Below are 21,047 nucleotides of genomic sequence, written 5' to 3'. Positions count from 1 at the left end.
CGGCGAGTGGCGCGTTCCGCATCCGGGGGCCGTCGGTGCGGCTCAGCGCGGTGCCACGAACCCCGACTCGTAGGCCGCGATCACCGCCTGGGTGCGGTCGCGCGCGCCGAGCTTCGCCAGGACGGCGCTCACATGCGACTTCACCGTCTCCGTGCCCACCACCAGCCGTGCGGCGATCTCCGCGTTCGACAGCCCGCGCGCCATCAGCCGCAGCACCTCCTCCTCCCGCTCCGTCAGCCGGGCCCGCTCCAGCGCGGCCCGCGCCGGGCGCTCGCCGTCGCCGTACCGGGCGGCCAGGCGCCGTACGGAGGCCGGGAAGAGCAGCGACTCGCCCTCCGCGACCAGCCGTACGGCGTGCACGATCTCGGCCGGCCGGGCCCGCTTCAGCAGAAACCCGTCGGCGCCCGCGCGCAGCGCCTCGTACACGTACGCGTCGTCCTCGAAGGTGGTCACCACGAGGATCTTCGGCGGCCCGGCCACCGTGCGCAGCACCGCGCGCGTGGCCTCGATGCCGTCCAGCAGGGGCATGCGGACGTCCATCGCGACCACGTCGGGCCGCAGTTGCCGCACCAGCGGGATGACCGCGGCGCCGTCGGCCGCCTCGCCCACCACCTCGATGTCGGGCTGCGCCTCCAGCACGGCCCGCAGACCCGCGCGGACCAGGGGTTCGTCGTCGACGAGGAGTACGGTGACCGGCATTCGGCCAGACTAGATCAGTTGAGCGGAGCGACCGTTCCGGATCAGCCGAGTGGCAGCTCCGCCCGCACCTGCCAGTCGCCCTCGTGCGGACCCGTGCGGGCGCTGCCGCCGAGCAGGGCGGCCCGCTCGCGTATGCCGCGCAGGCCGCTGCCCCGGCCCGGGCCGGGTATCGGGGCCGGCAGCGGGTTGCGGACCTCCAGGGCGAGCCGGCCGTCCGTGACCGCGACGCGGACCCGCACCGGCACGGAACCGGCGTGCCGCAGCACGTTGGTGAGCGACTCCTGGAGGATGCGGTAGCCCTCCCGGGAGACCGGCCCCGGCAGGGCCGCGACCGGACCGGTCACCTCGGCGTCGACCTTCGCACCCGAGGCCCGCGCCGACTCCAGCAGCCGGCCCGCGTCGGCGAGCGTGGGCCGGGCGCTCACCGGCCGCTCGCTCTCGCGCAGAATGCCCAGCACCCGCTCCAGGTCCTCCAGGGCGGCCCGGCCGGTCTCCTCGATGGCGTCCAGCGCGCGCTCGGTGAACTCCGGATCGCCCGCCGCGCGCGCCGCACCGGCCTGCACCACCGCCACCGTCAGGGCGTGCCCGATCGAGTCGTGCAACTCCCGTGCGATCCGCGTGCGTTCGAGCAGCTGCTCGGTGCGCTCCTCCAGCGCGGCCAGCCGCTCCGCCGCCGACGGCCCCAGCAGCCGGCGCGCACAGACCGTGATCAGCATGCCGAGGCCCACCACCACGCCGTACAGGACGAGCAGCGGGAGCGGCGTCAGCAGTGCCCAGGCGCGGTGCTGCGGCAGTTGGCCCAGCACGGGAAGCCCGGACGGCGCCCGCCCCCACGCGGCCCGAGCCAGCTCGAACGCGATGACGAGCAGCCACACGGTGGCGAACATGCTGATCCAGCCGAGGATCCAGCGCAGTTCCAGCCACACCACCGTGCGCGTCCGGTCCCGCCATGTCGTGGACGGCGCCTCGGAGATGCCCGGCTCCTGTTCGCCGGGCGTCAGCAACAGCCGCGCCTGCACCCCCTCGCCCCTGCGCACGGCGGGCACGAGGCCCACCAGGACGAGCATCGCGCCCGGGACCCAGGGCTTCGACATGTCGATGAACATCCACATGCTCTGGATCAGCATGGGCACCCACTGGTGCAGCAGGCGCGTGTACGTCGTCCCGCGCAGCAGCGGGCGCAGGAAGCGGGGCATGACCACGACGCCCATCGTCGCAGCCGGCACTGACAACGGACCTCCCCCGCACGGGGGAGACGCTCTCCACCGGCGGGGGAGGCCCCGACGCCCTCGCACGGCAAGGCTGGTGGCATGACCAGCATCGACGTACACGACCTCACCAAGGAGTACGGCGGACGACGGGCCGTGGACGGACTCACCTTCAGCGTGCGCCCCGGCCGCGTCACCGGATTCCTCGGCCCCAACGGCGCCGGCAAGTCCACCACCATGCGCCTCGTCCTCGGCCTCGACCGGCCCACCTCCGGCACCGCCACGATCGGCGGCCGGGCCTACGCCGGGTTCGGCGAACCCCTGCGCACGGTCGGCGCGTTGCTCGACGCGCGCGCCGCGCACGGCTCCCGCACCGCCCGCGACCACCTGCGCGCCCTCGCCGCGAGCAACCGGATCCCGGACCGCCGGGTCGACGCCGTTCTGGAGGAGACCGGGCTGGCCGCGGTGGCGCGGCGCCGGGTGCGGACGTACTCCCTCGGCATGCGCCAGCGTCTCGGCATCGCCGCAGCCCTGCTCGGCGATCCCGAGGTGATCCTGCTCGACGAGCCGGCCAACGGCCTCGACCCCGAGGGCATCGTCTGGATCCGTACGCTGCTGCGCCGCCTCGCCGGGCAGGGCCGTACGGTGCTGGTCTCCAGCCATCTGATGGGCGAGACCGCCGCCTTCGCCGACCACCTCGTGATCCTCGGCCGGGGCCGGCTGCTGGCCGACACACCCGTCCAGGACTTCATCCACGCGCGCGTACGGCCCCACGTCCGGATCCGCACCACCGACCCCGCCGCGCTGGACGATCTGCTCGCCCGGCACGGCCTCGACACCTCCCGGGACGCGGACGGAGCCCGGACCGTGCGGCACGCGCGCGTGGACGACCTCGGCCGGATCATGGCCGAGGCGGGCGTCCCCGTCCTGGAACTCGCCGCGCGGGAGGCCACCTTAGAAGAGGCCTATCTCGATCTGACCGCGGCCGAGGCCGAGTTCACCGCACAGTCCCAGGAGGCCTGACCATGCCGTTCGCACCCGTGCTGCACGCCGAGTGGATCAAGATCCGCACCCTGCCCTCGCTGCTCGGGGGCCTGGCCGGGATCCTCCTCGCCACGACCGCGTTCTCGGCCGTCGCGGCCGCGTCAGGCGCCGACCCCGACCCGCTGTACGCGGTGTTCTTCGGCGTGAGCCTCGGCCAGATCGCCGCGATCGCCCTCGGTGCGACGGCCGTCTCGGCGGAGTTCCGGGGCGGCGCGCTGCGGCTGGCGCTCTCTGCGGTGCCGGACCGGCGGCGGTGGTTCGCCGCCAAGGCCGCAGCGATCGCCCTGTCCGCCCTGCCCGTCGGCCTCCTCACCGGACTGGTCACGCTGCTGGTCGGCAAGGCGGTCCGCGGCGCCGACGGGCCGACGTGGACGGCAGGTCTGCGCGGCGCCGTCGGCTGCGGCCTCCAGCTGACCCTGATGGCCCTGTTCGCCGCCGGACTCGCGGCCGTGCTGCGCAGCGGCGTCGCGACCCTGTCCGTCCTGATCCCGTTCGTGCTGATCGTGTCCTTCGTCGTCGGGGACCTGTCGGGCGGCGTCGCCGACTATCTCCCCGACCGGGCCGGTCAAGTGGCCCTGCACAGCACCTGGGGCGGCGCCCTCGGCCCGTGGAGCGGGCTCGCGGTGACCGCGCTGTGGGCGGCGGCCGCGCTGCTCGCGGGCGCGTGGACCCTGCACCGCCGGGACGCCTGACGGCCCGCCAATTGTCAGTGCCGCCCGGTTTACTGGATCACATGGACATCGTGAAGTTCCTGACCGCCGTCGAGGCGCTGTGCGCGGGGGAGTTCCCGGAGGCCGGCCATCGGACGGTGGAGTTAGCGACCAGCCACGGGACACGCGCGGACGACGCCCAGATCCGGGAGCGGACCGCCGCGGACTTCCATGCGTACCGGGAGGCACTGGCGCAGCGGCTGCACGACCGCTGGGGCCGGCAGCACCCCTGGGGCCAGCAGACGGTGCGGCTGCGCGTGGCCCGGGGCGAGGAGATACCGGAGCCCTGGGCCACCCTCAGCCTGCTCACCGACGAGCTGGACGTGTGGGAGCCGCCGGGGACCGGCCGCTGGATCGCCCTCGGCGTCGCCGACCGGGACGACACCGACGAGATACGGCTCCTGGCCACGGCCACGGTGACACCGCCGCCGTGACCGCCCGGGCCGCCGCCGAGCGCACCGCGGGAAGTGCCGTGATGTGCCGTCCGGTGTCCACCGGTCCGTTGCGGCCGGTCGCGCCCACGCGGCGGAGCCGCACACGCGTACAGTCCCGCGCCCCCGGCAGGGCGCCGCCGAACCGCACCGGTCTTCGCCGGACCCGCTCAGCCCTGTGCGGCCGCCCTCAGCCGGGCGAACTCCTCGGCCATCGTCTGCGCCGTCCAGTGCGCGTTCAGCCCGCTCGGATTGGGCAGCACCCACACCCGGGTCTCCCCGAACGTCCGCTCCTGCGGCCCCACGTGAGCCGTGCGCTCCCCGAAGGCCGCCCGGTACGCGGTCACCCCGACCACCGCCAGCCACCGCGGCCCGAGCCGTGCCACCTTCTCGGTGAGCAGCCGGCCGCCCTCGACGTACTCGTCGTTGCCCAGCTCGTCGGCGCGCGCGGTCGCCCGCGCCACCACGTTCGTGATGCCCAGCCCGTACGACAGCAGCTCCCGCTGCTCCGCCGGCTTCAGCAGCCTCGGCGTGAAGCCGGACAGGTGCAGCACCGGCCAGAAGCGGTTGCCGGGGCGGGCGAAGTGATGACCGGTCGCCGCCGTCAGCAGTCCCGGGTTGATGCCGCAGAAGAGCACCCGGAGGCCGTCCGCGACGACGTCCGGTACGAGACGGTCGCGGGCGGCCTCCAGTTCCGCACGGCTGAAGCGGGTCAGAGGATCGCCCCGGGGGTGTATCCGGCCGCCTCCGGGTGCTGCTTGGCGATCTCCTCGATCCGGCCGACGAGGACGCCGACCTGGTCGGCGGCGGCACCGGTGAAGGACAGCTTGTCGGCCATCAGCGCCGCCAGCTGCTCCCGGTCGAGCGGCAGGCGCTCGTCGGCGGCGAGCTTGTCGAGCAGGTCGTTGCGCTCGGCGCCCTGCTCACGCATCGCGAGCGCGGTGGCGACGGCGTTCTCCTTGATCGCCTCGTGCGCGACCTCGCGGCCGACCCCGGCCCGCACGGCGCCCATGAGCACCTTGGTGGTGGCGAGGAACGGCAGGTAGCGGTCCAGCTCACGCGCGATGACCGCCGGGAAGGCCCCGAACTCGTCGAGGACCGTCAGGAAGGTCTCCAGCAGACCGTCGAGCGCGAAGAACGCGTCCGGCAGCGCGACCCGGCGCACCACCGAGCAGGACACGTCGCCCTCGTTCCACTGGTCGCCCGCCAGCTCGCCGGTCATCGAGGCGTAGCCGCGCAGGACGACCATGAGGCCGTTGACGCGCTCGCAGGAGCGGGTGTTCATCTTGTGCGGCATCGCCGAGGAGCCGACCTGGCCCGGCTTGAAGCCCTCGGTGACCAGTTCGTTCCCCGCCATCAGCCGGATCGTCTTCGCCAGCGAGGACGGCGCCGCCGCCAGCTGCACCAGCGCGGTGACGACCTCGTAGTCCAGGGAGCGCGGGTAGACCTGGCCGACCGAGGTGAACGCCTGCGCGAAGCCCAGGTGTCCGGCGATCCGGTTCTCCAGCTCGGCGAGCTTGGCCGCGTCGCCGCCCAGCAGGTCCAGCATGTCCTGCGCGGTGCCGACCGGGCCCTTGATGCCGCGCAGCGGGTAGCGGCCGAGCAGCTCCTCGACGCGGCCGTAGGCCACGAGCAGCTCGTCGGCCGCCGTCGCGAAGCGCTTGCCCAGGGTCGTGGCCTGCGCGGCCACGTTGTGCGAGCGGCCGGCCATGACCAGCTCGGCGTACTCGCCGGCCAGCTTGCCGAGGCGCGCCAGCACGGCCACCGTACGGTCGCGCATCAGCTCCAGCGAGAGGCGGATCTGGAGCTGCTCCACGTTCTCGGTGAGGTCACGGGAGGTCATGCCCTTGTGCACGTGCTCGTGCCCGGCGAGGTCGTTGAACTCCTCGATCCGTGCCTTCACGTCGTGCCGGGTGACCTTCTCGCGCTCGGCGATGGAGGCCAGGTCGACGGTGTCGAGGACGCGCTCGTAGTCGGCGATCGCCGCGTCCGGCACCTCGATGCCGAGGTCCTTCTGGGCGCGCAGCACGGCGAGCCAGAGCTGCCGCTCCAGCTTCACCTTCTGCTCGGGGGACCAGAGCGTGGCGAGCTCGGCGGAGGCGTAGCGTCCGGCGAGGACGTTCGGGATGCGGGGCTTGGCGGGCGCAGAAGTCACGTGTCCAGATTGTACTGGCGGTTTGTGCAGGCCAGCGCCACGCCCCTGTTCGGCGGAAGCTACGAGACGGGGGTCACTGATCGCCGCCGGCGGCACGCGGGGCTCGGGCCCGGGACGTCGGTCACCCGTGGCTACGCCTGGCCCTCGTACGGCAGCAGCTCCGGACGCTTGGCCGGGCGGCCGTCGCCCGAGGAGCGGCCCGTCAGCCGGCGGCCGATCCACGGCAGCAGATGCTGCCGTGCGAAGCGCGCGTCCGCGACCCGGCGCGCCGCCCAGCCCGGCGGCGGCGTGGCCGGCATCGGCACCCGCCACTCGGTGTCCTCCGGCTCGTACCCGAGCGTCTGCCACACCGCCTCGGCGGCCCGGCGATGCCCCTCCGCCGTCAGATGCAGCCGGTCCACGTCCCACAGCCGGGGATCGGCCAGCGACGCGGCGCCGTACAGGTCCACGACGACCGCGCCGTTCTTCGCGGCCAGCTCGTCCACGCAGGAGAACAGCTCCTCCATGCGCGGCCGGAACCGCTCCAGCACGGGGCCCTGGCGGCCGGGGCTGCGCATCAGCACCAGCTGCCTGCACGACGGCGCCAGACGCTCCACCGCCTCGGTCAGCAGGCCCTTCACCCGGCCCATGTCGCACTTCGGCCGCAGGGTGTCGTTGAGGCCGCCGACCAGCGTGATCACGTCGGCGTTCATGGCCGCCGCCACGTCGACCTGCTCGTCGACGATCTGTCCGATCAGCTTGCCGCGCACGGCGAGGTTGGCGTACCGGAAACCCGGCGTGCGGGCGGCCATCCGCGCGGCGAGCACATCGGCCCAGCCCCGGTAGGAACCGTCGGGCAGGAGGTCCGACATGCCCTCGGTGAAGGAGTCGCCCACCGCGACCAGGCTGCTGTAGGGGGGAGATGCGGGATTCGTCTGCATGGCGTCAGCGATGGTATCCCGCTTCCATACCCGCCGGTCGGTCACCCCGGACCAGCCTCCCTGCCCCCGGGCTCCCTGCCCCCGGCTCTTGGACCCGGACCCTGCCTCTCGGGCCCCGGTTCCAGCCTCGCGTCCTCGCAGCCCCTTGGCTCCCTCGCTTCGGTCCCGGCCTGCGTCCTCGCGGCCGGGACTCAGCCCTCCGGCCTCCGGACCTCGGCCGTGGGCCCCAGCCTCGGTCCCGGCCCACGTCCTCACGGCCCCGGACTCGGCCCCTCCGGCCTCCCCCAGACCAGGCCCCCAGACCCGGCCCGCGTCCCCGGCCTCCGGACCCAGCCAACCGCCCCCCGATCCAGCCAACCGCCCCCCGGACCCGCCCCCGGACCCGGGTGCCCGGACCCGGCTCCGGGGCCCGGGTCGGCGTTAGCCGGGCGCCGGTTGGCCGAACAGTTCCCGCAGGACGTCCTCCATGGTGACCAGGCCGGCCAGGCGGCCGTCCTCGCCGAGCACGGCCGCCAGGTGGGTGCGGCTGCCGCGCATCGCGGTCAGGACGTCGTCCAGCGGGGTGCTCTCCCGCACGCGCGCGATGGAGCGCATGTCCCGCAGCCGGAACGGTATGTCCTGGGGCGAGGCGTCCAGGGCGTCCTTGACGTGCAGATAACCCACGATCCGCCGGCCCGCGTCGACCACCGGGAACCGCGAGAAGCCCGACTCGGCCGTCAGCCGCTCAAGCTCCTCCGGGGTGACGCCCACGCGCGCGTAGACGACCCTCTCCAACGGCACCACGACGTCCCGCACCGGCCGGCGGCCCAGCTCCAGGGCGTCGTGCAGCCGCTCCTGCGCCCGGTCGTCGATCAGGCCGGCCTCACCGGCGTCCTTGACGATCTCGGCCAGCTGGGCGTCGGTGAAGCTCGCCGCGACCTCGTCCTTGGCGTCCACCCGCAACAGCTTGAGCAGCCCGTTCGCGAACGCGTTGACGGAGAAGATCACCGGCCGCAGCGCCCGGGACAGCGCGACCAGCGGCGGGCCGAGCAGCAGCGCGCCGCGCACCGGTTCGGCGAGGGAGATGTTCTTCGGGACCATCTCGCCGAGCAGCATGTGCAGATACGTCGCCAGGGTCAGCGCGATCACGAAGGACACGGCGTGGCCCGCGCTCACGGGCACCCCGAGCGCGTGGAAGACCGGCTCCAGCAGATGCGCGATCGCCGGCTCGGCGACCACACCGAGGACCAGCGTGCACAGCGTGATGCCGAGCTGGGCGGCGGCCAGCAGCGCCGAGACGTGCTCCAGAGCCCACAGCACGCTCTTCGCGCGCCGGTCGCCCTCCTGGGCCAGCGGCTCGATCTGCGAACGGCGCACGGAGATCAGCGCGAACTCGCCCGCCACGAAGAAGGCGTTGACAACGAGCGTCGCCAGCCCGATCAGCAGCTGTACGGCGGTCATCGCGCCCCCTCCGGGCTTCCGTGGGCCTGTTCGTCGTCCAGCGGCGCGTGCAGCAGCACCCGGGCCGCCCGGCGGCCGGAGGCGTCCACGACGTCCAGCCGCCAGCCGGCGACCTCGACCGTGTCACCGGTCCGCGGTATCCGGCCCAGCCGCGCCGCGACCAGACCGGCCAGGGTCTCGTACGGCCCCTCGGGGACGCGCAGCCCCACGCGCGCGAGCTGGTCGGTGCGGGCGGCGCCGTCGGCCAAGTACAGGGCGCGGCCCTGTTCGTCCGCGCCGGCGGGGGCGAGGTCGGGCGTCTCGTGCGGGTCGTGCTCGTCGCGCACCTCGCCGACGACCTCCTCCACGATGTCCTCCAGCGTCGCCACGCCCGCCGTGCCCCCGTACTCGTCGATGACGACGGCCATCGTGCGCCGGCCGCCGAGGCGGTCCAGGAGCCGGTCGACGGTCAGGGACTCGGGGACGAGCAGCGGCTCGCGCATCACCTGCGAGACCGGGCGGCGAGGCCGCTCGGCGGCGGGCACGGCCAGGACGTCCTTCACGTGCGCGATGCCCACGACCGAGTCCAGGCCGCCCCGGTGGACCGGGAACCGGGACAGCCCGGTGGCCCGGGTCGCGTTCGCCACGTCCTCGCAGGTCGCCTGGGTGTCCAGGGCGACGACCTGTACGCGCGGGGTCATCACGTTCTCCGCCGTGAGGTCGGCCAGGTTCAGGGTGCGCACGAACAGCTCGGCGGTGTCCGCCTCCAGCGCGCCCTGCTTCGCGGAGTGCCGGGCGAGCGCCGCCAGCTCCTGGGGGCCGCGCGCGGAGGCCAGCTCCTCGGCCGGCTCGATGCCGAGGCGGCGCACCACACGGTTGGCCGTGTTGTTCAGGTGTGTGATGAAGGGCCCGAAGGCCGCACTGAACAAGCGCTGCGCACTGCCCACCCGCTTGGCCACGGCCAGCGGCGAGGAGATCGCCCAGTTCTTCGGTACCAGCTCGCCGACGACCATCAGGAACACCGTCGACAGCGCCGTACCGACCACCAGGGCGACCGAGCTCGCCACGTCGTCCGACAGGCCCGTCGCCCGGAACGGGCCGGCCAGCAGCTTGGCGATCGACGGCTCGGCGAGCATGCCGACCACCAGGTTGGTCACGGTGATGCCGAGCTGGGCGCCGGAGAGCTGGAAGGTGAGGTTCCGCGCGGCCTTCAGGGCGCCCTGCGCCCCGCGTTCGCCGCGCTCCGCCGCGCGCTCCAGCTCGCCGCGCTCCACCGTGGTCAGCGAGAACTCCGCCGCCACGAAGGCGCCGCAGGCGAGCGACAGCAGGATCGCCACCAGAAGGAGCAGCACTTCGGTCATCGGGTCACCCCCGTCCCATGATCGGGCAGGGCGGGGCGGAACGCGCGGTGTCGCGGACTGGGAGGCTCGCCCATGGGCGGACGCTCACAACCTTTCATCGAGGGGTCGAGTGCTCCCTCAATGGTAAAGGATGGGCAAAGTTGGTCTTCGGGGTCAGTTCGCGGGCTCGGACAGCGGCTTCACCCAGCGCCGCCAGTGGTCCTCGCGATGGTAGCCGCCCGCGGCCCACGTGTGGTGCGCCCGTTCGTTGGCCTCCAGCACCATGGCGTCGACCCGTCGCCCGCCCAGGGCGGCGAAGCGTTGTTCCGCGGCTTCCAGCAGGGCGGTGGCGATGCCCTGCCGGCGGTGGTCGGGGTGTACGGCCAGTCGGTAGGCGGAGCATCGCCATCCGTCGAAGCCCGCTATGACCGTGCCGGCGAGGAGGCCGTCGCGCTCGGCGAGGAGCAGGGCTTCGGGGTCTCGTGCGATGAGTCGGGCCACTCCGTCGTGGTCGTCGCTGATGCTCGTTCCCTCCGCGGCGTCGCGCCAGAACCGCAGCACGGTGTCGATGTCCGAGGGGGTGGCGCAGCGGATGTGGAGATCGCTCATGGGGGGAGCCAAGCAGAGCACCGGTCTGTCTGGCGAACGGTTTCCGTGCCGGGGGCGGACAACGCGGGCCGCGCACCGCCCCCGGCGGCTTCGTCTCCCCATGCCCCTCGCTTGCCTCTCCCTATGCCTGTGCCTCGGGCCCCACGTCTTCGACGACGAGAACCGGAAGGACGGCCCGTCCCAGATTCTCCGGATGCACGTTCGGGCGTGCGGCTTTGAGCGACACGACGTCGGCGCGGGAACTGCCTGCCGGAGCCGGGAGAGCGAATCGGACGGCATCGCTCTCGTCCTCCCAGCGGGACAGCAGCCTCGGCAGCTCGCTGACGATGGCCCGCCGTGTCAGGTACTCAGCCGCGGACTCCTCCCAGACGCCCCCGAGTGCTGTGACGCGGTCGGCCACGGAGACCGCTGCCGCGAGCCCCGAGGCACCGAGCCGCAACAGGTCGCAGAGCAGAACCAAGCGGCTGCCGGGGGCGACGCCGTCGTCACAGATCAGCTCTGTGAGGAAGGGGACGGCCTGGGCCGTGGTGTCGCTGCACATGCCTTGGTGGGCTACGGCATCCGCGAGTTCGCCGAGGAACTCGCCGGTCGTCCCCTAGGGCTCGCCGAACGCGAACTCCTCATCGAGCAGCCACCCCACGGGCATCCGGCGCGTTCTCCGCACCGCCGTACAGGCGCTCCGCGGCCGCCACCACGGCCAACGACGAGGCGCTCGACGCGCGTCGCTGCTGAGCAGGCGATCCCGGGTGCGTCGGGCGCGACCCGGCACGGCGGATGCTCTCCGGCGGGTCCTCACTCCACGCTCGGCTGCGCCCGCCGGATCCTCACTCGTGGGCGATCGCCGCCAGCACGTTCATCCGGGACGCCCGCAGGGCCGGCAGCAGCGCCGCCACCACGCCCACCACCGCCGCGCCGATGACGACCGCGACGATCGTGGTCCAGGGGACCGCCAGTTCCCGCAGCCCGCGCAGGGCCAGTACCCGCTGCATGCACACGCCCCACACCAGCCCCAGCGCCAGCCCGAGGACCGCTCCGAAGACCGCGATCACCACCGACTCCAGCCGGATCATCCGGCGCAGCTGCCGGCGTCCCAGCCCGATCGCGCGCAGCAGCCCGATCTCCCTCGTCCGTTCCACCACCGACAGGGCGAGCGTGTTGACCACACCGAGCACGGCGATGACGATCGCCAGGGCGAGCAGCGCGTACACGAGGTAGAGCAGCACGGCGATCTGGTCGTGGACCAGTTGCTTGTAGTCGTCCTGGTCGCGCACCTGGACCTGCGGAAACGGCTTCAGCGCCCGCTCCAGCCCAGGGCGCAGGTCCTGCGGTCTCGTACCGGCGGCCGCGTTGACGTACAGCACCGAGTCCTGGCCGCTCGGCACGTACCTCGCGAAGGTGGCGAGGCCGAAGTACAGGCCGCCCTGGGCGCCGAAGCCCTGTGCCGTGTCCTGGTGGGTGAGCGCGCCGACGGTCAGCGTCGTGTGCCGCCGGCCGGGGAACTCGACCGGGAGCGTGCCGCCGATCCGCAGCCCGTGGTCCCTGGCGAAGCCGGCGTCCATGGCCAGGTGCCCGTCCGCCAGCGCGGCGGCCGTGCCGCCCTGCGCGTACGTGAGGTGCACGACGTCGTCGAGCCCCGGGCCGTACCCGACGGCGGAGGTCTGGACCCGGCGGCCGTCCGGCAGTCGTACGGCGACCTGGGTGAGCCGCTGCGCCACGACGAGCCCGACGCCGCGCGTGGCGGCCACCGTGTCCCGTACCTGCCGGGTGAACGGGGTGAAGCCGGCGTTCTGGACGATGAAGTCGGCGCCGAGGTTCTTGTCGATCTGCCGGTCGAACGACGCCGACATCGAGGCGCTGGCCACCGACATCCCGCCGACCAGCGCCAGGCCCACCATGAGGGCCGCGGCGGTGGCGCCGGTACGGCGGGGATTGCGCAGGGCGTTGCGCTGGCTCATCCGGCCGACCGGGCCGAACAGCGCCGGGAAGGCGGCGCCCAGCACCCGGATCACGGGCCGAACCAGCAGCGGTCCGGCGACCACGGTCGCGATCAGGGTCAGGACGACTCCGACACCCAGCAGCACGGCCGCCTGCGCGGTCCTCGTGGCCGCCGCGCACCCCGCCAGCGCCGCCGCACCTGCCGCACCGAGCGCCGCCCCGGCGACGGCCCGCGCCGTCAGCGGCCTGCCCACGCCGGCGACCTCGGCGTCCACCAGCGCGGCCATCGGCGAGACCGCCGCCGCGCGCCGGGCGGGCAGATAGGCCGCCACGAAGGTGACGCCGAGCCCGACGACGTACGCCGCGACGGGCGTCGGCCAGCCGATGACCATCTCCGTGGCCTTGAGGTTCATCCCGAACAGGCTCATCAGCCGGATCAGCCCCAGCGCCAGCCCGATCCCGGCGCCGAGGCCGAGCGTCGAGCCGGCCAGTCCGAGCAGCAGCGCCTCGGTGAGCACCGAGCGCCGCACCTGCCGCCGGTCCGCGCCGAGCGCCCGCAACAGGCCCAGCTCACGCGTGCGTTGGGCGATCAGCATGGAGAAGGTGTTGACGATCAGGAAGACGCCGACGAGCAGCGCGACACCCGCGAAGCCGAGCATCACGTACTTGATCACGTCCAGGAAGGGGCCGAGAGCGGCCGCCGCCGACTCGGCCTGCTCGCCGGCCGTCTTCACGTCGTAGGCGCCGGTGCCGACCGCCCGGCCGACCCGCAGCCTGAGGGAGGCGTCCGACACGCCCTTCGCCGCGTCCGCCGAGACGCTGGTCGCGAGCGCCTGGGAGCCGAGCAGCTCCCGGCCCGCCACCGCCGGGTCCAGGAAGACCAGGGCCGCGCCCGGGTTGGTCGTGGTGAACGTGGCGATCCCGACGACCCGGACGCGGAACGTGCCCGGCTGCGCCTGCACCGTCAGCGGGTCGCCGATCCGTACGCGCTTCCTGTCCGCGGTGTCCGCGTCCAGCAGCGCCTCGCCCGCACCGTGCGGCGCGCGGCCGGAGGTCAGCACCACCGGGCTGCGGTGACCGGCGTACCAGGCGGTGGCGATGGTGGGGGCGCCGGTGGTCGGCCCGACGGACCTGTCGTGGTGGTCGACCACCACGATGTTCTGCACCTTGACGTCCGCGCGGGCGGCCGCGACCCCGGGGACCCGGGCCACCCGGTCCCGCAGCGCCGCGGGCAGGGTCTGCACCGCCGCGCCCGGCACCGGGGACTTCAGGTCCTGCTTCGGCTGCACGCTCACATCGGCGGCGGTGGAGGCGAAGAGCCGGTCGAAGGTACGGGTGACGGTGTCGGAGAAGATCAGGCTGCCCGCGACGAACGCCACGGACAGGATCACCGCCAGCGCGGACAGCGCGAGCCGTCCCTTGTGCGCGAGGAAGCTCCTCAGGGTCGCCTTCAGCACCGGGGGTTCCCTCCGGAAAGGACACGCATGCGTTCCAGTACGGCGTCCGCCGTCGGCCGGGCCGTCTCGTCCACGATGCGGCCGTCGGCGAGGAAGAGCACCAGGTCGGCATGGGCGGCGGCGCCGGGGTCGTGGGTGACCATGACGACCGTCTGCCCGAGATCGTCCACCGCCCCGCGCAGGAAGCCCAGCACCTCCAGGCCGGCCCGCGAGTCCAGGTTGCCGGTCGGCTCGTCGGCGAAGATCAGCTCCGGCCGGGAGAGCAGCGCCCGCGCGCACGCCACTCTCTGCTGCTGACCGCCGGACAGCTGCGCGGGCCGGTGGGCCAGCCGGTCCCGCAGGCCGAGCCTGTCGATCACCTCGTCCAGCCATCGTTCGTCGGGTCTGCGGCCCGCGATGGCCATCGGCAGCGTGATGTTCTCGGCGGCCGTGAGCGTCGGAACGAGGTTGAACGACTGGAACATGAACCCGATCCGGTCCCGCCGCAGCCGGGTCAGCTCACGGTCCCTCAGCCCGGTGATCTCGGTGTCACCGAGCCACACCTCGCCCGCCGTCACGGTGTCGAGCCCCGCCAGGCAGTGCATGAGCGTGGACTTGCCGGAGCCCGAGGGCCCCATCACGGCGGTGAACCGGCCGCGCGCGATGTCCACGTCCACTGCGTCCAGGGCGACCACGGCCGTCTCGCCGGAGCCGTAGGCCTTGGTCAGGGCGCGGGCGCGGGCCGCGAACCCGCCGTCCGGGGCGCGCCCCGGCCCGTGCTGCGCAGCCACTGCGTCAGGTGTGGACAAGACCGCCTCCCGGTCGCCGGTACGCGTACGCCTGTCCCGGGCGAGCGTAAGGGACGGCGCGCACGGGGGACAGACAGGCACGGCACGGCGATTCCGTGCGCCCTTGCGGTTGCTAGCACCTCGGCGCTAGCGTCGAAGCATGGCGAAGACCCAGCTGAACGTGCGCGTGGACGAAGGCACCGCCCGCGCGGCCCGCGAACGCGCCCTGGCCCGTGGCATCAGCGTCAACCGCTACATAGAAGAGCTGGTCAGACAGGACACCGGCGAGGCCGGCCGCACGTTCGTGGACGCCGCCGCCGACTTCATGAAGCAGTACGAGACCGTGTTCGCCGAGGAGTTCACCGAGACCCGGGGCAGCGGTGGCGGCACCGGGGACGGCCGCTGATCCCTTGAACGAGCTCAGCATCGACCTCGCCTGGCTGCTCATGCTCGCCGAACAGCGCACACCCGGGGACCCGCAGGTCACCGACTGGGGCGCGCTGATCGCCGCCGTCGCCCGGCACCGTGCCGAGATATTCGGCGTGCCCGTCTACGACGACCCGCATGCCCGCGCCGCCGCCCTCCTCCAGCTGCTGATCCACGTGCCGGCGCTGGAGCGCTCCAACGCGCTGTTCGCCTCGGCGGTCGCCTACGCCTACCTGGTCGCCAGCGGCGTCAAGGTCGTCACCTCCGCCGAGCAGGTGCGCGACCTGGCCCGGCTGGTAAAGGACGGCGCGGCCGACGTGGACGCCATCGCAGGGGAGCTGCGCCGCTGGAGCATCTGACGCGGGCCGTCCGGCTCGGGGCGGTCAGCGGGACCCCGGCTCCCTCGGGCGCCAGCCGACGCCCAGCACGCCGTACGAGGTCGGCAGCTTCGGGCCCTGCTCCGGCAGCAACAGCCGCCGGTACGGGCCGAGTTCGAATCCCGCCTCGCGCAGCGCCTCGACCGGCTCGCGGGCGACGTGACAGCCGCCGAACAGCACGGGCCACACGGTGCGGTCCAGGGCCTGCTGGGTCAGCGTCATCATCCGGCCGCCGCCGCGGCCGTGCTCGAAGAAGCGCACCTCACCGCCGGGCCGGAGCACCCGCCGTACCTCGGCGAGCGCCCGCGCCACGTCCCGCACGCTGCACAGCACCAGCGACAGCACCGCCGCGTCGTACGCCTCGCTCTTGACGGGCAGCGCCTCCGCCGCGCCCGGCACCACGTCGACCGGCACCTGGGCACGCTGCGCGGCATCCAGCGCCAACCGGCGCAGCAGCGGCTCGGGCTCGACGGCGACGACCTCGGCCACGGCGGCCGGATAGCGGGCGAAGTTCAGCCCGTTGCCCGCGCCGACCTCGATCACCCGCCCGGACAGCCCGGCGAGCAGCCGCTCCCGCACGGCGGCGAGACCGAGCCGCCTCTCCGCGTCGACGCTGCAGCGGGCGTAGAACCGGGCGAACAGCGGATGGTGGACAGGGCTCGGCGCGACCTTGGCAGAACCGGCCGACATCAGTCGCATGGCACCTCCCGGAGGACGTTCTCAGGGTGATTGTCCCCCGGGATCCTGGAAGGCACCCGCGCCGTACCCCTACGGCGCCACCCGCACCCGGAACGCCTCCGCGTCCCACGTCCCGTCCAGCGGTGGCGCGAGCCACCCCGGCGCCGCCCCACGGAAGTCGCCCGGCGACAACGCCCCGGCCCCGCAGGGGATCGCGCCGAGCAGCGGCGCCTCCGCCACCGCCGACAGGTCGGTCACGTTGCAGCGGGCGGCCAGGTCGGGGGAGTCGGGCCAGCTGCCGATCACCACGCCCGCCAACTCCAGCTCCCGGCGCCGTAGTTCGCGGGCCGTCAGCTCCGTGGTGTTCAGCGTGCCGAGCCCGGGCGAGGCCACGACCAGCACCGGCGCGTCCAGCAGCCCGGCCACGTCCGCCAGCGTGCCGCCGGCCGCGTCGAACCGGACGAGCAGCCCGCCCGCGCCCTCGACCAGCACCAGATCGTGCTCGGCGGCCAGCTTGGCCGCCCGGTCGGCCACCTCCTGCGGGTGCACCGGCGCCATCCCGGCCCGCCGGGCCGCCGTACCCGGCGCCAACGGCTCGGGGAAGCGGGCCGTTTCGGCCGCCGTGAGCGGACCCGCGAGCCGCGCGACCTCGTCGGCGTCCCCTCGCTCGTCCGGCCGTACGCCCGTCTGCGCGGCCTTCAGTACGGCCACCGAGCGCCCCGCCGCGAGCGCCGCGGCGGCGACGGCGGCGGTGGTGACGGTCTTGCCGACCTCCGTGCCCGTCCCCGTGATCACCAGTACCGGCATCTCAACCCTCCCGCGCCGCGGCACGCACCGCGCGCGCGATCCGTGCCACGTCCTCGTCCGAGGTGACGTACGGCGGCATCGTGTAGACCAGGTCGCGGAACGGGCGCAGCCACACGCCCTCCCGCACCGCGGCGTCCGTGGCGGCCCGCATGTCCACCTCGTGATCGAGCTGGACCACCCCGATGGCGCCCAGCACCCGGACGTCCTTCACACCCGGCAGTTCCGCGGCCGGTGCCAGCCCGTCCCGCAGGCCCGTCTCGATCCGCTTGACCTCGGACAGCCAGTCCTGGCCCAGCAGCAGTTCGACAGAGGCGCAGGCCACGGCCGCCGCGAGCGGGTTGCCCATGAACGTGGGGCCGTGCGCGAGCACCGGCACCTCGCCCCGCGAGATGCCGTCGGCGACCCGCGCGGTGCACAGCGTCGCCGCCATCGTGAGATAGCCGCCGGTCAGCGCCTTGCCCACGCACATCACATCCGGGGTGACGGCCGCGTGGTCCGCCGCGAACAGCGCGCCGGTCCGGCCGAATCCGGTGGCGATCTCGTCGAACACCAGCAGCACGCCGTGCGCGTCGCACGCCTCGCGCAGCACCCGCAGATAGGCGGGGGAGTGGAAGCGCATCCCGCCCGCGCCCTGCACCACAGGCTCCACGATCACCGCGGCCAGCTCGTCCGCGTGGCGGGCGACCAGCTCCCGCAGACGGTCCGCGTACGACTCCTCGTACTCCGTGGGCGGCGCGTCCGCGAACACCTGGCGCGGCAGCACCCCGGACCACAGCTGGTGCATCCCGCCCTCGGGGTCGCACACCGACATCGGGTTCCAGGTGTCACCGTGATAGCCGCCGCGCCAGGTCAGCAGGCGCTGCTTGCCGGGGCGGCCGAGCGAACGCCAGTACTGGAGGCACATCTTCACGGCGACCTCGACCGACACCGAGCCGGAGTCGGCCAGGAAGACGTGCTCCAGACCGTCCGGCGACATGTCGACAAGGAGCTTCGCGAGACGCACGGCGGGCTCGTGCGTGAGCCCGCCGAACATCACATGGCTCATCCGGCCGAGCTGTCGCCGCGCCGCCTCGTCGAGCACCGGGTGGGCATAGCCGTGGATCGCCGACCACCAGGACGACATGCCGTCCACCAGCTCGCCCGCGCCGTCCGCGAGCCGCAGCCGGACCCCGCTCGCCGACTCCACGACGAGCGGTCGGACACGCCCCGGCATCGGTCCGTACGGATGCCACACGTGCCGCCGGTCCAGCTCCAGCAGCTCGGGCACACCCAGCTCAGGCATTGGGCGCGAGGTCCGTTCCGGCCCCTCGGCGGCGTACGGCGACGAGGTCCGTGCGCGCCTCGTTCGCGACCGGCACCTCCGCCGTGCCGCAGACACCGCCACCGGCGTGGGATCCGCACCCGGCACCCTCGGCGCCCTCGTGCGACCCGCACCCGGCGCTCGCGTGCGAGCCGCAGCCGCCCGCCGCCGTGCCCGCCCCCCGGTGCTCCGGCAGCGTCACCTCGCCGGCGCCCTCCACCTCGAACCCGGCGTCCGCGATCATCTCCAGGTCGGCCTTGCCGGCCTGGCCCTCGGTGGTCAGGTAGTCGCCGAGGAAGATGGAGTTGGCGAGGTTCAGCGCGAGGGGCTGCATCGTGCGCAGGTGGACCTCACGGCCGCCCGCGATGCGCACCTCGACGTCCGGGCACACGAAGCGCACCATCGCGAGGATCCGGAGGCAGCGCTGCGGGGTGAGGTTCCACTCCTTGGCCAGCGGGGTGCCCTCGACCGGGATCAGGAAGTTGACCGGGACCGAGTCCGGGTCCAGCGCGCGCAGCGAGAAGACCACGTCGACGAGGTCCTCGTCACTCTCGCCCATACCCGCGATCAGCCCGGAGCAGGCGGACAGACCGGCCGCGTGCGCCTTGTTCACCGTGTCCACCCGGTCGGCGTAGGTGTGGGTGGTGGTGATGTCCGCGTACGTGCCCTCGGACGTGTTGAGGTTGTGGTTGTAGGCGTCCGCGCCCGCCTCGCGCAGCCGCTCGGCCTGGCCGTCGGAGAGCAGCCCGAGGCAGGCGCACACCTCGACGCCCTCGTTCTGGTCCTTGATCGCCTTGATCGTGCCGGCCACCCGGTCCACGTCACGGTCGGTCGGACCGCGGCCCGACGCCACCAGACAGACCCGCTTGGCACCGCCGGCCAGCCCGGCCGCCGCGGCCCGGGACGCCTCGTCGGGCTTCAGCCAGGTGTACTTCAGGATGCCGGTGTCCGAGCCGAGCCGCTGGGAGCAGTAGGAGCAGTCCTCCGGGCACAGGCCCGACTTGAGGTTCACCAGATAGTTGAGTTTCACCCGGCGCCCGAACCAGTGCCGGCGCACCTTCCCGGCCGCGGCCACCACATCGAGCAGGTCGTCGTCGGAGGTGGCCAGCACGGCCAGCGCTTCTTCGCGGGTCGGCAGCTCGCGCCGAAGCCCCTTGTCCACCAGCGTGTTCAGCAGGTCCATGAGGTCCGATCCTGTCTTACGGGACCGCCCCGGGCCAAGGAGAGTTTGCACAACGGAGACGGTTCACCGTGTGGGTATTGCCACACCCTGGGCGGTCGGCCGTGCCGCTAGGGTCTGTCCGCTACCTACAAAAGCCCCGGAGGACCCATGGCGTTCGGCTGGATCGACGACCAGGCCGAGGCGCGCCGCCGCGCCGGACTCGTCCGCACCCTGCGCCCGCGCCCCGCCGACTCACCCCTGCTGGACCTGGCGAGCAACGACTACCTGGGCCTCGCCCACCACCCCGAGGTCGTCGAGGGCGCGGCCGGGGCGGCCCGGACCTGGGGCGGCGGCTCCACCGGCTCCCGGCTGGTCACCGGCACCACCGAACTGCACACCGAGCTGGAGCGCGAGCTGGCCGCCTTCTGCGGCTTCGAGGCGGCCCTGGTCTTCTCCTCCGGGTACGCCGCGAACCTGGCCGCGGTCACGGCACTCGGCCCGCACGGCTCGCTGATCGTCTCCGACGCGGGCAACCACGCCTCGCTCATCGACGGCTGCCGGCTCGCCCGGGGCGCCCGGCAGGTCGTCGGGCACGCCGACCCGGAGGCGGTGCGCAAGGCGCTGAGTACGCACGAGGGGGAGGCGATCGTCGTCTCCGACTCGGTGTTCTCCGTGGACGGCGACGCGGCGCCGCTGGCCGAGCTGGCCGCGGCCTGCCGCGAGTACGGCGCCGGACTGGTCGTGGACGACGCGCACGGGCTCGGGGTGCTGGGCGACGGCGGCCGGGGCGCGCCGTACGCGGCGGGGCTCGCGGGCGCGGCGGACGTGGTGGTCACGGCCACCCTGTCCAAGTCGCTGGGCAGTCAGGGCGGGGTGGTGCTGGGACCGGCGCGGGTGATCGACCATCTGGTCAACGCGGCCCGGACGTTCATCTTCGACACGGGGCTGGCCCCGGCGGCGGCCGGTGCGGCGCTGGCGGCCCTGCGGCTGCTCGTGCGCGAGCCGGAGCGGGCGGCGCGGGCCCGTGACGTGGCCGCGGAGTTGCACGCACGGCTCACCGCCGCGGGTCTGGACGCGGTGCGTCCGGACGCCGCGGTGGTCTCCGTGCGGGCTCCGTCCCCGGAGCAGGCGGTGCGCTGGGCGGCCGACTGCCGTACGGCGGGACTGGCCGTGGGCTGCTTCCGTCCTCCTTCCGTGCCCGACGGCATCTCGCGGCTGCGGCTGACCGCCCGGGCGGACCTGTCCGGGGCGGAGATCGAACGCGCTGTACGGGTGATCGACGAAACGCGACCATGAGTCGGCGTGACACGGCCGTGCTTCACGCGTGACGGACTGCCTGGCTGATTACCTGACTGACTACGTGTGATCGGCTCTGATCAGAGAGTGGAGAGGAACCCGGCCCAGCTGCCGGCGGAGAAGAGCAGCGCGGGCCCGGCCGGACTCTTCGAGTCGCGCACGGCGAGCGCTCCGGCCCACGGGCCGGAGCGCAGCCGAGCCGTCTCCACACAGTTGTTGGCTCCCGTGCTGTAGCTGCTGCGCAGCCAGCGCACGTCGTGCAGGTCGGTACTGGCAGGGACGTTCCGAGGCGGTGCTGACATGGGGG

At 73.7% G+C, this 21,047-nt stretch carries 22 protein-coding genes; 6 read left to right on the top strand and 16 right to left on the bottom strand.

Features of this window, described 5'->3' with window-relative positions:
- Positions 1-42: 42 nt before the first annotated feature.
- Together AC4OXY_RS12065 and AC4OXY_RS12060 are read right to left on the bottom strand one after the other, a co-directional pair.
- A complete protein-coding gene (locus tag AC4OXY_RS12065; RefSeq protein ID WP_376288345.1) occupies positions 43-699 on the bottom strand; it encodes a response regulator in 657 nt (218 codons plus the stop codon).
- Positions 700-740: 41 nt separating this feature from the next.
- Complete coding sequence (locus AC4OXY_RS12060) at positions 741-1,895, bottom strand: sensor histidine kinase (RefSeq protein ID WP_356030129.1); 1,155 nt, start codon at positions 1,893-1,895, stop codon at positions 741-743.
- A gap of 114 nt (positions 1,896-2,009) precedes the next feature.
- Here AC4OXY_RS12060 and AC4OXY_RS12055 point away from each other — a divergent pair, with 114 nt between their 5' ends.
- From AC4OXY_RS12055 to AC4OXY_RS12045, 3 genes are read left to right on the top strand one after another with little or no spacing between them, the layout of a single operon-like run.
- Positions 2,010-2,930 carry an ATP-binding cassette domain-containing protein gene (locus tag AC4OXY_RS12055; protein ID WP_356030091.1) on the top strand — a complete coding sequence of 307 codons (921 nt, stop codon included), beginning with the start codon at positions 2,010-2,012 and terminating at the stop codon, positions 2,928-2,930.
- Between the two features lie 2 nt (positions 2,931-2,932).
- Complete coding sequence (locus AC4OXY_RS12050; protein ID WP_402065274.1) at positions 2,933-3,643, top strand: ABC transporter permease; 711 nt, start codon at positions 2,933-2,935, stop codon at positions 3,641-3,643.
- A gap of 41 nt (positions 3,644-3,684) precedes the next feature.
- Positions 3,685-4,095 carry a hypothetical protein gene (locus AC4OXY_RS12045; RefSeq protein WP_402065272.1) on the top strand — a complete coding sequence of 137 codons (411 nt, stop codon included), beginning with the start codon at positions 3,685-3,687 and terminating at the stop codon, positions 4,093-4,095.
- 167 nt (positions 4,096-4,262) lie between these two features.
- On the opposite strand, the gene mug is transcribed toward AC4OXY_RS12045, so the two are convergent.
- The 9 genes from mug to AC4OXY_RS12000 form a co-directional block, all read right to left on the bottom strand.
- The gene (mug, locus tag AC4OXY_RS12040; protein WP_356030130.1) at positions 4,263-4,808 is read right to left on the bottom strand and encodes a G/U mismatch-specific DNA glycosylase; all 546 of its coding nucleotides are present in this window, start codon (positions 4,806-4,808) and stop codon (positions 4,263-4,265) included.
- Entirely contained in the window at positions 4,805-6,247 is a 1,443-nt protein-coding gene (gene purB, locus AC4OXY_RS12035) for an adenylosuccinate lyase (RefSeq protein ID WP_356030097.1), read from the bottom strand. Before purB ends, mug begins: the two co-directional genes overlap by 4 nt.
- A 131-nt stretch (positions 6,248-6,378) precedes the next feature.
- Complete coding sequence (locus AC4OXY_RS12030; RefSeq protein ID WP_356030098.1) at positions 6,379-7,167, bottom strand: SGNH/GDSL hydrolase family protein; 789 nt, start codon at positions 7,165-7,167, stop codon at positions 6,379-6,381.
- A gap of 420 nt (positions 7,168-7,587) precedes the next feature.
- Positions 7,588-8,607: a hemolysin family protein gene (locus tag AC4OXY_RS12025; RefSeq protein ID WP_356030099.1), complete on the bottom strand. Its 1,020-nt coding sequence runs from the start codon at positions 8,605-8,607 to the stop codon at positions 7,588-7,590.
- Positions 8,604-9,947: a hemolysin family protein gene (locus AC4OXY_RS12020; RefSeq protein WP_491993900.1), complete on the bottom strand. Its 1,344-nt coding sequence runs from the start codon at positions 9,945-9,947 to the stop codon at positions 8,604-8,606. Before AC4OXY_RS12020 ends, AC4OXY_RS12025 begins: the two co-directional genes overlap by 4 nt.
- A gap of 153 nt (positions 9,948-10,100) precedes the next feature.
- On the bottom strand, positions 10,101-10,535 hold the full coding sequence (locus tag AC4OXY_RS12015) for a GNAT family N-acetyltransferase (RefSeq protein WP_356030102.1): 435 nt from the start codon (positions 10,533-10,535) through the stop codon (positions 10,101-10,103).
- 121 nt (positions 10,536-10,656) lie between these two features.
- Positions 10,657-11,076 (bottom strand): hypothetical protein, encoded by a 420-nt coding sequence (locus tag AC4OXY_RS12010; protein WP_356030104.1) that lies wholly within the window; start codon positions 11,074-11,076, stop codon positions 10,657-10,659.
- Between the two features lie 283 nt (positions 11,077-11,359).
- On the bottom strand, positions 11,360-13,927 hold the full coding sequence (locus AC4OXY_RS12005) for an ABC transporter permease (RefSeq protein WP_491993899.1): 2,568 nt from the start codon (positions 13,925-13,927) through the stop codon (positions 11,360-11,362).
- Complete coding sequence (locus AC4OXY_RS12000; RefSeq protein ID WP_491993898.1) at positions 13,921-14,715, bottom strand: ABC transporter ATP-binding protein; 795 nt, start codon at positions 14,713-14,715, stop codon at positions 13,921-13,923. Before AC4OXY_RS12000 ends, AC4OXY_RS12005 begins: the two co-directional genes overlap by 7 nt.
- A 139-nt stretch (positions 14,716-14,854) precedes the next feature.
- Here AC4OXY_RS12000 and AC4OXY_RS11995 point away from each other — a divergent pair, with 139 nt between their 5' ends.
- Both AC4OXY_RS11995 and AC4OXY_RS11990 read left to right on the top strand, forming a co-directional pair.
- Complete coding sequence (locus tag AC4OXY_RS11995) at positions 14,855-15,100, top strand: toxin-antitoxin system, antitoxin component (RefSeq protein WP_071374364.1); 246 nt, start codon at positions 14,855-14,857, stop codon at positions 15,098-15,100.
- Positions 15,101-15,104: 4 nt separating this feature from the next.
- Positions 15,105-15,479 carry a fic family toxin-antitoxin system, toxin component gene (locus tag AC4OXY_RS11990; protein ID WP_356030108.1) on the top strand — a complete coding sequence of 125 codons (375 nt, stop codon included), beginning with the start codon at positions 15,105-15,107 and terminating at the stop codon, positions 15,477-15,479.
- A gap of 24 nt (positions 15,480-15,503) precedes the next feature.
- Here AC4OXY_RS11990 and AC4OXY_RS11985 read toward each other — a convergent pair whose 3' ends face one another.
- From AC4OXY_RS11985 to bioB, 4 genes are all read right to left on the bottom strand, one after another.
- Positions 15,504-16,196, bottom strand: coding sequence for a class I SAM-dependent methyltransferase (locus AC4OXY_RS11985; RefSeq protein WP_356030110.1), 693 nt, complete (start codon positions 16,194-16,196; stop codon positions 15,504-15,506).
- A 69-nt stretch (positions 16,197-16,265) separates the two neighbouring features.
- Positions 16,266-16,982 (bottom strand): dethiobiotin synthase, encoded by a 717-nt coding sequence (bioD, locus tag AC4OXY_RS11980; protein ID WP_356030111.1) that lies wholly within the window; start codon positions 16,980-16,982, stop codon positions 16,266-16,268.
- A gap of 1 nt (position 16,983) precedes the next feature.
- On the bottom strand, positions 16,984-18,264 hold the full coding sequence (locus AC4OXY_RS11975) for an adenosylmethionine--8-amino-7-oxononanoate transaminase (RefSeq protein ID WP_491993897.1): 1,281 nt from the start codon (positions 18,262-18,264) through the stop codon (positions 16,984-16,986).
- Complete coding sequence (gene bioB / locus AC4OXY_RS11970; protein WP_491993896.1) at positions 18,257-19,465, bottom strand: biotin synthase BioB; 1,209 nt, start codon at positions 19,463-19,465, stop codon at positions 18,257-18,259. Before bioB ends, AC4OXY_RS11975 begins: the two co-directional genes overlap by 8 nt.
- Positions 19,466-19,612: 147 nt before the next feature.
- On the opposite strand from bioB, the gene AC4OXY_RS11965 reads away from it, so the two are divergent.
- Positions 19,613-20,740, top strand: a complete 1,128-nt coding sequence (locus AC4OXY_RS11965) for an 8-amino-7-oxononanoate synthase (protein WP_362821336.1) — start codon at positions 19,613-19,615, stop codon at positions 20,738-20,740.
- Positions 20,741-20,820: 80 nt separating this feature from the next.
- Here the strand turns inward: AC4OXY_RS11965 and AC4OXY_RS11960 are convergent, their stop codons facing one another.
- Positions 20,821-21,042 carry a DUF397 domain-containing protein gene (locus AC4OXY_RS11960; RefSeq protein WP_356030116.1) on the bottom strand — a complete coding sequence of 74 codons (222 nt, stop codon included), beginning with the start codon at positions 21,040-21,042 and terminating at the stop codon, positions 20,821-20,823.
- Positions 21,043-21,047 lie beyond the last annotated feature (5 nt).

This window comes from Streptomyces sp. HUAS MG56, from assembly GCF_058673395.1.
This window is presented reverse-complemented; position numbering and strand designations above follow the sequence as displayed.